The following is a 14,428-nucleotide window of genomic DNA, read 5'->3' on the forward strand; positions in this document are numbered from 1 at the left end:
GAGCAAATGAGCGATTTTGGCGGGATGGAAGACCTGCTTCAGGATTTTCTGGTTGAGGCCGGAGATCTCCTGTCGGGCGTGGACAACAAACTGGTGGACCTGGAACGAGCGCCCAACGACAAGGGCCTGCTCAACGACATTTTCCGCGGATTCCACACGATCAAGGGCGGTGCGGGCTTCTTGAACGCCACCGAACTGGTCACCCTGTGTCATCTCACCGAAAACCTGTTCGACAAGTTGCGCAATGGGGAATTGATGGTGACGCCGGAAGTGATGGACGTGATCCTGTCGTCCACGGGGGCGGTCCGCGACATGTTTGGCTATCTGGAGCAAGGCGTGCAGCCCGCAGCAGCGGCAGGCCACCTGATCGATAGTCTGCGCCTGGCAATTGCAGGCGATCTGTCCCATGAGCCGGCGGCTCCTCCTGCCCCGGTCGTGACGCAGGCCGTGCCTCCGAAGGCAGCCGTTGCGGCAGCGGTGCCTGCTGCGGCGATGCCGTCTGGCGATGGGCTCGACTGGAATGCTCTGTTCGAAACCGTCACGGGGAGCAAACCCGCAGCGGCGTCCGTGGCGGCTCCGCTTCCCGTGACGATTGAGGCGGCGGCGCCGGTCGTCATGCACCAATCCGACGACGCTCTGGCCCACAAGACGCCCGATCAGGTCATCAAGGCCGCGGTGGGGCGGCGTGCGACCGATAAGCCGGGTGCCTCGGGGCCCGTTGGTCGGCGCGACAGCGAAAAGACTCGCGACAACTCGATTCGCGTCGATACCTCGCGTCTCGACCAGGTGTTGAACCTGTCCGGTGAAATTGGGCTGACCAAGAACCGTCTGAATGCGCTACGCAGCGACATTCTGAACGGCCGCAACGATACCGAAACCCTGCATGCGCTCGATCTGGCGGTCAGTCAGCTCGACCTGCTGGTCTCCGACCTGCAGAACGCGGTGATGAAGACCCGGATGCAGCCGATCGGTCGCCTGTTTCAGAAGTACCCGCGGATCGCTCGTGACCTGGCCCGAAACTTGGGCAAGGACGTGGAGTTGGTGCTGGCCGGCGAGGAGACCGAGATCGACAAGACGATGATCGAGGACTTGTCCGACCCGATCATCCACCTGATTCGCAACGCGGTGGACCATGGCGTCGAGGATACTCAGGAGCGCCTTGCCAACGGTAAGCCCGAGAAATCCATCGTGCGCCTCGAGGCCCGTCAGGAAGGCGATCACATCGTGATCCTGGTGGCCGACGACGGCCGCGGCATGAACGCCGAGCGCCTGCGTGCGAAGGCGGTGGAGAAGGGCCTCATCACCGATGAGGAAGCCAATACGATGGACGAGCGCCAGAGCTTCAACCTGGTGTTCCTGCCCGGCTTCTCGATGGCCAGCCAGATTTCCGACGTGTCCGGCCGCGGGGTCGGCATGGACGTGGTACGGACCAACATCCAGAAGCTCAACGGCTCCATCGACATCCGCTCCAGCCTCGGCAAGGGGACGACCTTCGTCATCAGCCTGCCGCTGACGCTGGCGATCCTGCCGGTGTTGCTGGTGCGACTCGGCGAGCAGCCCTTCGCGGTGCCGCTGTCGATGGTCCGCGAGATCCTGCCGATCGAGCCGGCGGAGGTTCAGGAGGTCGGCGGGCGGGCGACGATGGTGGTGCGTGGCGAAGTGTTGCCGATCATGCCGCTCACCACACTGCTGGGCTGGGAGCCGGTGCAGACGCCCGAATACGGTGTGCTGATGCAGAGTGCCGAGCAGAGCTTCATCCTGGCGATCGACAGCTTTGCCGGTCGCGAGGACGCGGTGATCAAGTCCCTCGACGATTTCCGTCCCAAGGGCGTGGCTGGCGTCACGACGCTGTCCAATGGCCAGATCGTGTTGATCCTCGACATGAAGGAATTGCTCGGAGCCCTCGGCGATGCGCGCGGTGGTGGCGTGTCCCGTCGGGAACTGTTGGCCAAGCTGGAGGTTCCTGCGCTGGCAGCCTGAATGGTGCAGGCTGGCGTGGAGAGCTCCGCCCAGCGGCCTTGTGACATACGGCGCTCGTAAGTTGGGTGGCAGTCGGTTAGGATAAGTCCTGACTGCCGCCGCCCTTCGCCTTTCAGGTGTCGCGCGCCATGTCCGGCAGGGGGAGGGCGTGTGGGTGGCTTCGATTTCGACTACTGGAAACACCTCGCAGAGCATGATCCTGTCGCTTTTTTCCAGGCCAGGGATCTCGCGCTGCGCCAGTGCATCGCCATGCATCCCGGCCAGGAGGGGCCGCTCTCCGCGCTGCAGTCCAGGATAGATACGGCCCGTGTGGTGGCAGGCAGCCCGGTGCAGGCCTGCCGCGACATCCTCGACATGATGGAAGAGCGCCTCATCCTGCTCAGCCTCAAGCTGGTCGAACTCCAGCGGGAAACCGACAGTTTGCGAGGTTTGCTTCGGGGCACGTCCCAGCGCTGACAAGCAGGTAGGCGTTGCTGCGCAAGTCCCTACTGTTCATTCGCTGTGTTGTGCAGTCCCATCTGCGCGTATCCTGATCACCCTTGAACGACTTCTGGATCGTCAGTGGCTGAAGACAGCGACGCCGAAAAGACAGAAGAGGCCTCAGGCCGAAGGCTAGAGCAAGCTCGTGAAGAAGGGCAGGTGCCCCATTCTCGCGAGCTTGCGACCTTCATTCTTCTCATTGTTGGGGTGGTGGGCCTGTACGTGCTCGGCCGTTGGGGCGGACACCGCATGATGGGTGTGGTGAAGTCGGCCTTGTCCTTCGAGCGCAATGCCGCCTTCGAACCGGGAGGCATGGGGCGGATCCTGTCGGCTTTGTCCATCGACGGCCTGCTCACCATCGCGCCACTGTTGGTGGCCTTGGTCGTGGCGACACTGATTACCCCCTTTGTGATGGGCGGCTGGGTGTTCTCCACCAAGGTCTTCACGCCGGATCTGAACCGTCTGAATCCGCTGCCCGGGCTGGGTCGGATGTTCTCGACCCACGGCCTGGCCGAGCTGGTCAAGGCAAGTCTCAAGGCGGTGCTGGTCGCCAGTGTCGGTGTGTGGGTCGTGTGGCGGGAGCGGGACCACCTGTTTGGCTTGATGATGCAGCCGATCGAATCCAGCATGGACGATTTCGCCAATCTGGTCCTGTACTCGACCTTGCTGATCGTCGCCAGCCTGGCGCTGATCGCCGCACTCGACGTTCCCTACCAGCTGTGGGAATACCACCGCAAGCTGCGCATGACGAAGGAAGAGCTGCGTCAGGAAATGAAGGAGCAGGAAGGCGATCCGCAGATCAAGGCGCGCATCCGTGCCGCCCAGCGGGAGATGTCCCGCCGCCGCATGATGGCCAATGTGCCGAAGGCCAACGTGGTGGTAACCAACCCGACCCACTATGCGGTGGCCCTCAGTTATGACCCTGAGGCAGCGGGGGCTCCGATCGTGGTTGCCAAAGGCATGAACCTGATCGCCCAGAACATCCGTGAGCTTGCCCGGGAGAGTGGGGTGCCGGTGCTGGAGGCGCCCCCGTTGGCGCGCGCCCTGTACGCTCATTGTGAGCTCGATCATCAGATCCCGGGGACGCTCTATACGGTGGTCGCGGAGGTCATGGCCTACGTATATCAGCTCAATCACTGGATTGCCGAAGGCGGCTTGCCACCGGAGGTACCGACCCATCTGGAGGTGCCCGCCGGCCTGGATCCGGCGGAGGGGCTGCCGGACGAGCCTTGAGCCGGGTTGGCTGTTTGCTCCGAATTGAACGGTAAATCCCTGTTTCTTCCCGCCTTTCATTGGGCTGGAGGAGGAGGACCATGGCGACCATGAACGGTAGTCTGAACCTGCGAACGCTCTTCGCGCCCAGTAACATCCGCGCCCTGGCTGGTCCGCTGCTCATCATCCTGATTCTGGCGATGATGGTGTTGCCCTTGCCGGCTTTCGTGCTGGATCTGATGTTCACCTTCAATATCGCTGTGTCGGTGATCGTCATGCTGGTGGCGATGTATACCCTTAAACCACTGGAGTTCTCGGTCTTTCCGACAGTGCTTCTGGTGACAACCCTGCTGCGCCTGTCTCTCAACGTGGCGTCTACACGGGTAGTGTTGTTGGAGGGGCACAAGGGAGCCGATGCCGCCGGCAAGGTGATCGAGGCCTTCGGACACTTCCTGGTCGGTGGTAATACAGCCGTCGGTCTAGTGGTGTTCATCATCCTCACCGTGATCAACTTCGTGGTGATCACCAAGGGTGCCGGGCGGATCGCAGAAGTGGGCGCGCGCTTCACGCTGGATGCGATGCCGGGCAAGCAGATGGCCATCGATGCCGACCTCAACGCGGGTCTCATCGACGAGAAGGAGGCCAAGCGCCGGCGCTCCGAAACGGCCCAGGAGGCCGACTTCTACGGCGCGATGGACGGTGCGTCGAAATTCGTGCGCGGCGACGCGGTGGCCGGCATCCTGATCATGGCCATCAACGTGATCGGTGGTCTGATCGTCGGCGTGCTCCAGCACAACATGGAGTTGGCCCAGGCTGCCAACAACTACACCTTGTTGACCATCGGTGACGGCCTCGTGGCCCAGTTGCCGGCGTTGATCATTTCGGTTGCCGCGGGCTTGGTGGTATCCCGGGTCGGTGACGAAGGGGATATGGGCTCCCAGCTGATCGGGCAGGTTTTCACCAACCCGCAAGTGCTGATCCTGGCTGCAGCGATCCTCGGCATTCTGGGCATGATTCCGGGCATGCCCAATCTGGTCTTCCTGCTGCTTGCCGGCGGGTTGGGTTATCTGGCCTGGCGAGGCGGCAAGCGGCAGGCTGAGGTCGTCGAGGAGCCTCCGCCGGCAGAAGCTCCTGTTGCGCCCATCGAGAGCCAGGAGGCCAGTTGGGCGGATGTGACGCCGGTCGACGTACTGGGCCTGGAGGTCGGCTACCGGTTGATCCCGATGGTGGATAAGGGGCAGGACGGTGAGCTGCTGAAGCGCATTCGCGGGCTCCGCAAGAAGTTCGCCCGTGACATCGGCTTCCTGGCTGCACCGGTACACATCCGTGACAACCTGGAGCTCAAGCCTAATGAATACCGGATCGTGCTGAAGGGGGTCGAGGTTGGAACCGGTGCGGCCTTCCCCGGGCAGTTCATGGCGATCAACCCGGGGCGCGTGGCGGGCCCCCTCAACGGCAGGGAAACCACCGATCCGGCCTTTGGCCTGCCCGCCGTGTGGATCGACGCCAGCCAGCGCGAGCAGGCGCATGCCCTCGGCTACACGGTGGTCGATGCCAGTACGGTGGTGGCGACCCACCTGAACCATGTGATCCTGAGCCATGCTTCCGAACTGCTTGGCCGCCTCGAAACCCAGGCGCTGCTCGATCACATCGCCAAGGAGACGCCGAAGCTGGTGGAAGATCTGGTGCCCAAGCTGCTGCCACTCGCCACGGTCCAGCGGGTGCTGCAGAACCTCCTCGACGAAGGCGTCAATATTCGCGACATGCGCAGCATCATCGAGGTGCTGGCGGAGTGTGCGCCACGCATCCAGGACCCGCTGGAGCTCACTACGCGAATCCGCCAATCCCTGGGGCGGGCGATCGTGCAAGGGCTTTTTCCGGGCAATGGAGAGGTCCAGGTCATGGCCCTCGATCCAGGTCTCGAGCGCGTGTTGATGCAAGCCATGGCCGGCGGCGGGCCGGAAGGGGGCGCGATCGAACCGGGCCTGGCGGATACCTTGTTGCGCGAGACGGCAGCGGCGGCCCAGCGCATGGAGGATATCGGTCTGCCGCCTGTCCTGCTGGTGCCGGCACCCCTGCGCTGGTTGCTGTCGCGCTTCCTGCGGCGAGCAGTGCCGAGCCTCAAGGTGGTGGCCAATTCCGAGGTGCCAGAGACCCGCCTCATCCGCGTGTCGGCGATGATTGCTGTCACTTCGTGAGAGTGCGCTGACTACGGCGTAGGAATAGCACCTTAAAACCTGTCTTTTCCGCGTCATTGAAATGCGGCGAACCGGAGATAATCAAGAGTACCGAAGTGCCCGCTGGCGTTTGCATCCGCCCAGACCGTGAGGGCCTTCGTTCCCGGAGACAGGAGCATGAACGTCAAGCGCTACTTTGCCAAAACCGCTCGCGAAGCCCTTCGCATGCTGAAGGAGGATCTTGGGCCGGATGCGGTGGTGCTTTCCAATCGCGCGGCCAATGGAGGCGTGGAGATTCTTGCGTTGCCGGCTGGTGATGTGGCCAGCATGCAATCGGCCCAGCGTGCCCGCAGCCAGGCATCGGCTGCGTCGGCCCCCGCAGCGGCACCTGCGGCGGCTCCGAAGGCTTCGAAGGCTCCGGAGGATTTTTTCGATGACGATTTCCGGGTCAGCCTGTCGAGGGCTGCGGGCAATCGTCAGCAGGTCCCGTCGGTGGCTCCCGTGCAGGCAGCACCGCGCCCGGCCCCGCAGCGTCCGGCCCCGGCAGTGCAGAGCCCTGCTCCAGCGGTGCAGAACTTCACGCCGCCGCGGGTCGAGCTGAACCGCGATGTGTTCAATGCAGCGTCGGCCCAGGTTCGCCGTCCGCTGGCGGAGCATGCGGTGGCGCCGCAGACGTCGGCACCGCGTTCGCCCTTGCGCAGTGAGCCGACGCCGCCACGGGAGGCAGTGCCGTCCCGCGACAACGCAGCACGCCAGCGTCCGGCCGGTATTGAAGAGGAGGCGCGTATCCGCGCCCTGGAGAATGCCAATTCCCAGATGGCCAATGAACTGGCTGCGATCCGCGGCATGCTCGAGCGCCAGCTTGCCGGTTTTGCCTGGGGAGAAATGGCCCGTACCGCACCGGGACGCACCCGGCTGATCGGTGACTTGTTGGAGGCGGGCTTCTCTGCTGTGCTGGCCCGCGAGCTGGCCGAAGAGGTGCCTGAAGACGAGGCGCCGGAGGAGGCCCATCGCCTGCTGCAGGCGGCGCTCGATCAGCGCTTCCGTTCGATGGCCAGCGATGTGGACATCATCGACCGGGGCGGTGTGTATGCATTGGTTGGCCCTACCGGCGTCGGCAAGACCACCACCACGGCCAAGCTCGCCGCACGCTGCGTCGTGCGCCACGGGGCCGACAAGCTGGCCCTGATCACCACTGACGGCTACCGGATCGGCGCCCACGAACAGCTACGCATCTATGGCCGGATTCTCGGCGTACCGGTCTTTGTCGTGCGTGACGCGACAGATCTGCGTGAAACCCTGGCCGGTCTGCGTGACAAGCATATGGTGCTGATCGACACGATGGGCATGAGCCAGCGCGACAAGATGGTGGCCGAGCAGGCCGCAATGCTGACGGGGGCCGGCAAGGTGTCGCGCCTGCTGCTGCTCAATGCCACCAGCCGTGGCGATACCCTCGACGACGTGGTCGATGCCTATGCTGGCGACGATCTGGCTGGGGTGATCCTCACCAAGATGGACGAGGCCATGTCGCTGGCGCCGGTCCTCGACGTGGCGGTCCGCCGTCAGGTGGAAGTTTTCTACGTGGCCAACGGCCAGCGGGTGCCGGAGGATCTGCATCTGCCCAATCGGGACAAGCTCCTCGGCCAGGCGCTGCGCGAGTTGCCCGTCGCCTCGCCGTTCCGTCTCGACCCCCTGGAGGCCGGCCTGCTGCTGGCCACGGGCGGCAAGAGGAGTGCCAGTTTGAGGGGAGGCCTCTAAGATGCTGCACGCTTCCGATCAGGCTGCCGGTCTGCGTCGCCTGTTCCGTCGTACGCCCTCTGCCGTGGTGGCGTTGTTCGCATCGGGCCGCTCGCCCCGCGATCTGGCCGTACAGACGTTGCTGGCGCTGACCGACGGCGCGCGGCGTGTGGTGGCGATCGACGAACATGCACCCGAGCGGGGCTCTCTGCTGGCTGCTTTCGGCTTTCCGGAAGGGGGTGATCTGCTCGGAGCGCTGCAGGGGCAGCTCGATGTCACCGAGACGATGCGTGAAGTGGCTGACGGTCTGTGGGTCGTGCCGGCCGCGGCTACGGTGCAGGCCGTTCCTCTCCTTGGCGCCGGCCACCATGCACGGTTGGAGGCCGGTATCGCCGAATTGCAGCGTCGTGCCGATCTGCTGGCCATCCATACGGTCGGCGATGCCCGTCGTCTGACCCCTTTTGCCCGTGCTGCGGGGCGACGCCTGCTGGTGGTCGAGGCCAGCGGCGTGGGGGCGCGTGGCGCCTGTCAATGGATAAAGGGGTTGGCCGCCGCCGGGGCGGGCTCCCTGGAGATTGCCGTCAGCGGCGCCCGTGACCGGGCCGATGCGACCGCCCTGTTCGCCAGCCTGCAGGATTTCAGTTCACGCCACGTCGGTTTGCCGCTCGCATGGCGGGGCGAGGTGGAGCGTGATCCATTGGCCGAGGCAATGACGACGCCCCTGGGCGCCCGTCATCCTGCGGAAGGTGCCAGCGCCTTCATCCGGCGCCTGCGGGCCTGGTCGGCCCAGGCCGGAATGGCGGGCTGATTCGACCTGTTTGTGGATTGTGTCGCACGGGGCGTAGAGAAGCGTAGCGTTGCCGGTGGCTGTCTCGTAACATGCGGACGGCCCCGGCAACTCAGACCAGAAAGCTGATGAAAGATGTACACCGCCTCCGGCACCCTCGATAAAGAACAGCTCGTCGTCCAGTATGCGCCGCTTGTCAAGCGCATCGCCTATCACCTGATGGCCAAGTTGCCGGCCAGCGTTCAGGTCGAGGACATCATTCAAAACGGCATGCTGGGCCTGCTCGACGCGATCAATCGCTACGAAGAAGGTCTTGGGGCGCAATTCGAGACCTACGCGGTGCAGCGTGTCCGTGGTGCCATGCTCGACGGCTTGCGCGAGAACGACTGGCTGCCGCGCAGCCTGCGGCGGGACATGCGGCGCATCGAGGCGGCCGTGCACCAGCTGGAACAACAGAACGGCCGCCCACCCACGGAGAAGGAGCTGGCCGACTCCCTTGGGCTTCCCCTCTCCGATTATCAGCACATGCTTCAGGAGGCGCGAGGCTACCAGCTGGTGTATTTCGAGGATTTCACCAGCGACGGGGAAGACGACTATCTGGAGCGTCACATCACGCTGGAAGGCAATGATCCCCTGACTCTGCTGCTCGAGGGAAGCATGCGCGACGTGCTGGTGAGGGCTATCGACGACCTGCCGGAGCGGGAGCAGACCGTGATGGGGCTGTATTACGAACAAGACATGAACCTGCGCGAGATCGGCGAGGTCCTCGGCGTATCGGAGTCGCGCGTATGTCAACTACATAGTCAGGCCATCGCCAGGTTGCGAGCTCGTATCTCGGGCGTGGCGCAGGGCATGGCGAAGGCCAAGGCCGACGGTCGTGCCCGCGGCCGACGTCCCGCGGCGTCCTGAACCACGGCCAGAGGGCACGCATGGACAGCATCAGTCTCATCGGGATCACCCTTGCTCTGGCGGCGATTCTCATCGGCCAGGTACTCGAAGGCGGGCATGTTGGCTCCTTGATTCAGCCCACTGCCTTCATGATCGTCATTGGGGGTACCCTGGGGGCGGTCATGCTGCAAAGCTCATTGCAGGTTTTCCGGACAGGGGTTCGGATGATCCGCTGGGTCTTCGTGCCGCCGGCATTGAACCACGCCGAACTGATCGCCCAGATCGTCGAGTGGAGCCATGTCGCTCGCAAGGAAGGGCTGCTGTCGCTGGAGGCACAGATTCCGGCCCTTGAAGACCCCTTCATCCAGAAGGGCCTGCAGTTGTTGGTGGATGGCGTCGAGCCGGAGCGCCTGAGAGATGTGCTGGAGGTGGATATCGATACCTGGGAGGCCCAGATGAAGCAGGGGGCCAAGGTTTGGGAGGCAGCCGGCGGTTATGCGCCGACCATTGGTATCCTGGGCGCGGTGATGGGCCTGATCCATGTGATGGAGAACCTGTCCGATCCGTCGCGCCTCGGTTCGGGGATCGCCGTCGCCTTCGTTGCAACGATCTATGGCGTAGGCTCGGCCAACCTGATCTTTCTGCCGGTTTCCAAGAAGCTCATGGCCGTCATCGGTACGCTGATTTCCATGCGCGAGATGCTGCTCGACGGACTGGTCGGGATCGCCAACGGCGACAACCCGCGCATCATCGAACGTCGTCTCAGCGGCTACGTGGGTTGAGAGCATGGCGCGGCGTGGAAAAAAAGAAGACGAGCACGAGAATCACGAGCGCTGGTTGGTCTCCTACGCCGACTTCATCACCCTGTTGTTCGCCTTCTTCGTGGTGATGTATTCCCTTTCGTCCCTCAATGAGGGCAAGTACCGGATCATGTCCGACTCGGTGGTGAACGCCTTCCGCAATATCGCCAACAGCGAGAATCCGCGGATCGTTTCGAATCCAATCTCATCTATCCGTCCGAGTACTGCAACGCCGCCGAATGCCGCCGGCGAGACCGATGAGGCGCGCCGCTCGAAGGCCGAGCGGGTGCGCAACATGGCCGAAGAGATCCGCAAGGTGCTGGCCCCGCTGGTAGCCGATGGACAGGTACGGGTTACCGAAGGGGCGTTCGGGATCACCGTCGAGATCAACGCCAGCGTCCTCTTTGCGCCAGGATACGCCCAACTCGGACCCGATGCCGTACGTGCGCTGCGCGCGGTTGCGCAGGTGCTCGCGGGGGCGGAGTTTCCAATCACGGTCGAAGGGCATACCGACGTGACGCCGATCGCAACCCCCATGTTCCCGTCGAACTGGGAGCTGTCGGCCGTGCGGGCATCCAGCGTGGTGCGCTTGTTCGTCGAGAGTGGCGTGCAGCCGGCTCGCCTAACGGCGGCAGGTTACGGCGATCAGCGTCCGGTTGCCGACAATGGGACTCCGGACGGGCGTGCCCGCAATCGTCGTGTCACTATCCTGATCGAGTCCCGGGTAGCTGAGCCGGAGCCCGGCAAGCCCGTCAAGGCATCGGGCGTGGCTGACTCCATCCTGCCGCCGACCGCGCTGCCGCCGCAGCCCCCTGCCGCCATGCCGGGTGCCGCCGCCAGTGAGCCGTCGGCGGTGACTCCAGCTCCGGGCGCGCGTCGATGAGCGGCTGAATCAGCCAAACGGCAGACGTCGAGAACGACCTGTTCAGGCCGAGCCGAGGTGTCGTCCTCCCCCCGTTGGCCGCGACTGGCCGTCCTGACCGTAGATTTGCGGATGTTCGGCGGCGGCCAGTAGCGTGCTCAGGGCCTGCTGATTGTTCTGCAGGCGTTCAAGGATCAACTGCCCATTGACGCGATTGCGTTCCTTGGCCTCACTCGCCAGGGCGATCACATGGTCCCAGTTGGCAAGCGCTTCAGGTAGGTTGCCGAGGGCAAGCCGGATGTTCTCGTTGGTAACCCTGGCGCCAGCCCGCGTGAACATCACCGTTCGGTCATCCGACAGGCGTTGCAGGGCACGGTATTGGCTCGTTTTTTCCTCGGCCAGCAGGGTCAGTGCGTCGATCTTGCCGGCGACAAGCAATTCTTCCTCCTGCTGCAGCAGTGCGACGAATTGCTGCAAGCCAGTGCGTTCTTCACCGATCAGAAGAGCGAGGCGATGGATGAAGTTCTGATCGACGGTTGCCATCTTCTATCAGGCTTTGCCGGTCTGCGTGGAGAGCATCTGGCGGACGCTTTCAATCAGGCCGTCGGCAACCTTGCCGGTATCCACCTTGAAACGCCCTTCGCTCATTGCCTGTTTGATTTCGTCGACCTTTGCACTGTCCACCACGGGAGTCCCGGCGATGGTTTCCTCCATATGCTGCAGGCGTGATGAGAGGGAGGAGATCTCCACCTTGTCGGTATCGCCATTCGATGCCTGGGACTTGGTCGCGTCTTTGGAGGCGCGGGTCCGCCCGTCGTTGGACGGCAGGCCACCGGCCGATTTGACGGAATTGTCTATCTTCACGGTCTTGCCCTTTCTTCCAGAAGTCGTTCGAGTCAACGACTCATGGGGCCAAAACTTTAACCCGTTCGGGTGCTATGGGGAACGCCTCAAGGCGTGATGATCTCGATGAACCCGCCGTTGCGCGCCACGCCGCGTACCACTTGCCCGGTGCTCAGGCGGACTTGCGCACCCTGACCGTCGCTGGCGGTGCTGAGGGCCGTCCCATCGTTGGCGACTTCGAACCCGGCCCCCCGGGAAATGACCTTCACCGGTTGCCCTTGAACGACGGCAGGCGGTAGGCGCAGATGGCTGGCGGCGAGCGGCCTGCCAGCCGCCAGGGAGACCCGGGTGGCGTAGCCGATAGCCTGGGAAGGATCAGTCAGCACATCTGTGGCCTGGGCGCTCAACTCGCCGGTTTCACGACGCAGATCGTTGGGGCCGATGACCTGCCCGGCGACCACGGGCGTCGCCGTAACCAGATAAACGCCTTTGACCCGAATCTCGGCAGGCACGTAGGCGGACCAGGTGCTTGGTGCAAGACAGCGCACGCCGACGGTCAGGCGGCCCCATTGCCGGCTGCCGGGCGGCAGGAAGGCTTCCAGTTGGAGGCAGGCCGGCAAAACGTTGTCGGAGGCAAAATCGCCAACTTGGATGCTGATTTCGCCGGGCAGGCTGTGGCTCTGGATGTTTAGGAAACGGGTAACCTCGGCGCGTACGGGAGCCGGATCCTGGCGCGCGAACGCGGGTTGAGATGGGTGTGCCAGCCCCAATAGAGCCAGTACGGACAGCAGGTGACAAACTACGGACTTCATGGAGCGAAGAGTGGAAAAGTGTGTCCCTATTCGACCACGTTCGGCGCCGAAGTGCGAAGAAAACAGATGGCCTTCTGCCGATCATGGCTTGAGGTGGGCGGCGTTTGCCGGTTTGGGCGGCAATGTTTGCCGTGACGGCCGAGAGGGGCTGCGTACATGCATCAAATTGATGCCGGATTTACCGCCTGTTTGGGCCATCGATGTGGCCCGTTGCCGCGTAGAGTGCTTGGCACGGAAGGTGCATTGAAACGTACGAAGATCGCGGTGCCTTACTGAACCAATAATGTAACGGCACCGAAGGGAACAAACTTTAAAGGTGAATCGAATGGCCGATCGACTGGACAACGAACTGCGCTTCCATCAGACGGCGTTGAACGTGCGGGCGTATCGCCAGCAGGTGATCGCCTCCAACATCGCCAATGCCGACACGCCCAACTACAAGGCCCGTGACGTCGACTTCCGTGAAGCCCTGAATGGCGCGTTGGGGGGCAAGGCGAGTGGGCTGCCCCTCACCACGACGTCTGTCGCTCACCTGCCGGGCAGCAGTGCCGGCAACGTGCTGGATGCCAGCCTCAAGTACCGGACGGAAGAGCAGGGCGCCATCGACGGCAATACGGTGAGCATGGATGCGGAACGCAGCGCGTTTGCCGAGAATTCGGTCCAGTATCAAGCCAGCATCACGTTCATCAACGGTCTGCTGCGCTCAATGCAGCAAGCCATCCAGGGTCAGTAAGGAGCGCATCGTGAGCATGCTCAACGTCTTCCATGTGGCCGGTAGTGCGCTGAACGCCCAATCCCTGCGTCTCAACACGACCGCCAGCAATCTGGCCAACGCCGATAGCATTACCTCGAGCAATGGCCAGCCCTACAAGGCCAAGCAAGTGGTCTTCGCGGCGACGCCGATGGCCGGGCCGGGTGCCCAGGGCGTGCAGGTCACACAGATTGTCGAAAGCGCTGCGCCGATGCGCATGGTGTACGACCCCAAGAGCCCGGCCGCCAATGGGGAAGGCTACGTGGCGCTGCCGAATGTGAATGTGGTCGAGGAAATGACCAACATGATTTCGGCTTCCCGTGCCTACCAGACCAATGCCGAGGTCATGGGAACGGCCAAGTCCCTGATGGAAAAAACCCTGGCCATCGGCCAGTAAGCGTAACGGAGCACGATGATGAGTACCGTCAATTCCAGCACTTCGACCACTGCTGCGGATGCACTGGCTGCGCTGCAAAAGTCCTCGACGACATCCACCAGCAAGACCGACGATGCGCAGACCCGTTTTCTGAAGCTGCTCACCGAGCAGCTCAAGAACCAGGATCCGCTGAACCCCACCGACAATGCGCAGATGACGTCGCAGCTGGCCCAGATCAGCACCGTGAGTGGCATCGACAAGCTCAATGCGACGCTGACTTCCCTGCTTGATCAGTCCCAGTCCGGCGACGCGCTGCAAGCTGCTGCGCTGGTGGGCAAGGGGGTGATGGTCTCGGGCAATTCCTTGGCCCTGTCGAGCAGCAAGGCTTACGGCGGCTTCGAGGTCACCAGCCCCGCCGACAGGGTGACGGTCACGATCAAGGACTCCAGCGGCAACGAGGTGCGCAAGATGGAACTGGGCGCCGTCGATGAGGCCGGGGTCTACAATTTTGCTTGGGATGGCAAAACCAACAACGGCAGCGTCGCGGCCGACGGCAAGTACACGATCAGTGTCAGCGCGACCCGTGGCGATACCGACGTCAAGCCAACAGCGCTGACGCTGACTACGGTGAATAGCGTGCTGCGCTCCAGCACGGGCAGCGTGTCGCTGGATGTGGGGTCGGGTAATACCGTTGGTCTGTCCGATATCAAGCAGATTCTGTAA

Annotated in this window: 15 protein-coding genes; 12 read left to right on the top strand and 3 right to left on the bottom strand. The window is 63.3% G+C overall.

Going from position 1 to position 14,428, the window contains the following annotated elements; genetic code table 11:
* Positions 1–6 precede the first annotated feature (6 nt).
* The 9 genes from AC1PPK_RS09380 (at position 7) to motD (ending at position 10,944) form a co-directional block, all read left to right on the top strand.
* The gene (locus AC1PPK_RS09380) at positions 7–1,980 is read left to right on the top strand and encodes a chemotaxis protein CheA (RefSeq protein ID WP_481117551.1); all 1,974 of its coding nucleotides are present in this window, start codon (positions 7–9) and stop codon (positions 1,978–1,980) included.
* 150 nt (positions 1,981–2,130) lie between these two features.
* Positions 2,131–2,436: a DUF3135 domain-containing protein gene (locus tag AC1PPK_RS09385; RefSeq protein WP_481117552.1), complete on the top strand. Its 306-nt coding sequence runs from the start codon at positions 2,131–2,133 to the stop codon at positions 2,434–2,436.
* Between the two features lie 105 nt (positions 2,437–2,541).
* Entirely contained in the window at positions 2,542–3,693 is a 1,152-nt protein-coding gene (gene flhB / locus AC1PPK_RS09390; protein WP_481117553.1) for a flagellar biosynthesis protein FlhB, read from the top strand.
* 89 nt (positions 3,694–3,782) lie between these two features.
* Entirely contained in the window at positions 3,783–5,870 is a 2,088-nt protein-coding gene (gene flhA, locus AC1PPK_RS09395) for a flagellar biosynthesis protein FlhA (protein WP_481118201.1), read from the top strand.
* Between the two features lie 156 nt (positions 5,871–6,026).
* On the top strand, positions 6,027–7,607 hold the full coding sequence (flhF, locus tag AC1PPK_RS09400) for a flagellar biosynthesis GTPase FlhF (protein WP_481117554.1): 1,581 nt from the start codon (positions 6,027–6,029) through the stop codon (positions 7,605–7,607).
* Position 7,608: 1 nt separating this feature from the next.
* Positions 7,609–8,394, top strand: coding sequence for a MinD/ParA family ATP-binding protein (locus AC1PPK_RS09405; RefSeq protein WP_481117555.1), 786 nt, complete (start codon positions 7,609–7,611; stop codon positions 8,392–8,394).
* A gap of 114 nt (positions 8,395–8,508) precedes the next feature.
* Entirely contained in the window at positions 8,509–9,282 is a 774-nt protein-coding gene (locus AC1PPK_RS09410; protein WP_481117556.1) for an RNA polymerase sigma factor FliA, read from the top strand.
* A 20-nt stretch (positions 9,283–9,302) separates the two neighbouring features.
* Complete coding sequence (locus tag AC1PPK_RS09415) at positions 9,303–10,043, top strand: flagellar motor protein (protein WP_481117557.1); 741 nt, start codon at positions 9,303–9,305, stop codon at positions 10,041–10,043.
* Positions 10,044–10,047: 4 nt separating this feature from the next.
* Complete coding sequence (motD, locus tag AC1PPK_RS09420) at positions 10,048–10,944, top strand: flagellar motor protein MotD (RefSeq protein ID WP_481117558.1); 897 nt, start codon at positions 10,048–10,050, stop codon at positions 10,942–10,944.
* Positions 10,945–10,986: 42 nt separating this feature from the next.
* Here motD and AC1PPK_RS09425 read toward each other — a convergent pair whose 3' ends face one another.
* The 3 genes from AC1PPK_RS09425 to flgA all read right to left on the bottom strand — a co-directional run bounded on the left by AC1PPK_RS09425 (position 10,987) and on the right by flgA (position 12,578).
* On the bottom strand, positions 10,987–11,466 hold the full coding sequence (locus tag AC1PPK_RS09425; RefSeq protein ID WP_481117559.1) for a flagella synthesis protein FlgN: 480 nt from the start codon (positions 11,464–11,466) through the stop codon (positions 10,987–10,989).
* Positions 11,467–11,472: 6 nt separating this feature from the next.
* Positions 11,473–11,787, bottom strand: a complete 315-nt coding sequence (flgM, locus tag AC1PPK_RS09430; RefSeq protein ID WP_481117560.1) for a flagellar biosynthesis anti-sigma factor FlgM — start codon at positions 11,785–11,787, stop codon at positions 11,473–11,475.
* Positions 11,788–11,873: 86 nt separating this feature from the next.
* Complete coding sequence (flgA, locus tag AC1PPK_RS09435; protein ID WP_481117561.1) at positions 11,874–12,578, bottom strand: flagellar basal body P-ring formation chaperone FlgA; 705 nt, start codon at positions 12,576–12,578, stop codon at positions 11,874–11,876.
* 325 nt (positions 12,579–12,903) lie between these two features.
* Here flgA and flgB point away from each other — a divergent pair, with 325 nt between their 5' ends.
* The 3 genes from flgB to AC1PPK_RS09450 are packed head-to-tail and all read left to right on the top strand — an operon-like array spanning position 12,904 to position 14,428.
* Positions 12,904–13,311: a flagellar basal body rod protein FlgB gene (gene flgB / locus AC1PPK_RS09440; protein ID WP_481117562.1), complete on the top strand. Its 408-nt coding sequence runs from the start codon at positions 12,904–12,906 to the stop codon at positions 13,309–13,311.
* A gap of 10 nt (positions 13,312–13,321) precedes the next feature.
* Positions 13,322–13,726 (top strand): flagellar basal body rod protein FlgC, encoded by a 405-nt coding sequence (flgC, locus tag AC1PPK_RS09445; RefSeq protein ID WP_481117563.1) that lies wholly within the window; start codon positions 13,322–13,324, stop codon positions 13,724–13,726.
* A gap of 18 nt (positions 13,727–13,744) precedes the next feature.
* Complete coding sequence (locus AC1PPK_RS09450) at positions 13,745–14,428, top strand: flagellar hook assembly protein FlgD (RefSeq protein ID WP_481117564.1); 684 nt, start codon at positions 13,745–13,747, stop codon at positions 14,426–14,428.

This window comes from Zoogloea sp. JDB1 (genome assembly GCF_056724025.1).

Excerpts from the sequence above, each read along its gene's own strand:
- AC1PPK_RS09380 (WP_481117551.1), top strand. The coding sequence starts at position 7 with ATGAGCGATTTTGGCGGGATGGAAGACCTGCTTCAGGATTTTCTGGTT.
- flhA (WP_481118201.1), top strand. The coding sequence starts at position 3,783 with ATGAACGGTAGTCTGAACCTGCGAACGCTCTTCGCGCCCAGTAACATC.
- flhF (WP_481117554.1), top strand. The coding sequence starts at position 6,027 with ATGAACGTCAAGCGCTACTTTGCCAAAACCGCTCGCGAAGCCCTTCGC.
- AC1PPK_RS09405 (WP_481117555.1), top strand. The coding sequence starts at position 7,609 with ATGCTGCACGCTTCCGATCAGGCTGCCGGTCTGCGTCGCCTGTTCCGT.
- AC1PPK_RS09410 (WP_481117556.1), top strand. The coding sequence starts at position 8,509 with ATGTACACCGCCTCCGGCACCCTCGATAAAGAACAGCTCGTCGTCCAG.
- AC1PPK_RS09415 (WP_481117557.1), top strand. The coding sequence starts at position 9,303 with ATGGACAGCATCAGTCTCATCGGGATCACCCTTGCTCTGGCGGCGATT.
- motD (WP_481117558.1), top strand. The coding sequence starts at position 10,048 with ATGGCGCGGCGTGGAAAAAAAGAAGACGAGCACGAGAATCACGAGCGC.
- AC1PPK_RS09425 (WP_481117559.1), bottom strand. The coding sequence starts at position 11,466 with ATGGCAACCGTCGATCAGAACTTCATCCATCGCCTCGCTCTTCTGATC.
- flgA (WP_481117561.1), bottom strand. The coding sequence starts at position 12,578 with ATGAAGTCCGTAGTTTGTCACCTGCTGTCCGTACTGGCTCTATTGGGG.
- flgB (WP_481117562.1), top strand. The coding sequence starts at position 12,904 with ATGGCCGATCGACTGGACAACGAACTGCGCTTCCATCAGACGGCGTTG.
- AC1PPK_RS09450 (WP_481117564.1), top strand. The coding sequence starts at position 13,745 with ATGAGTACCGTCAATTCCAGCACTTCGACCACTGCTGCGGATGCACTG.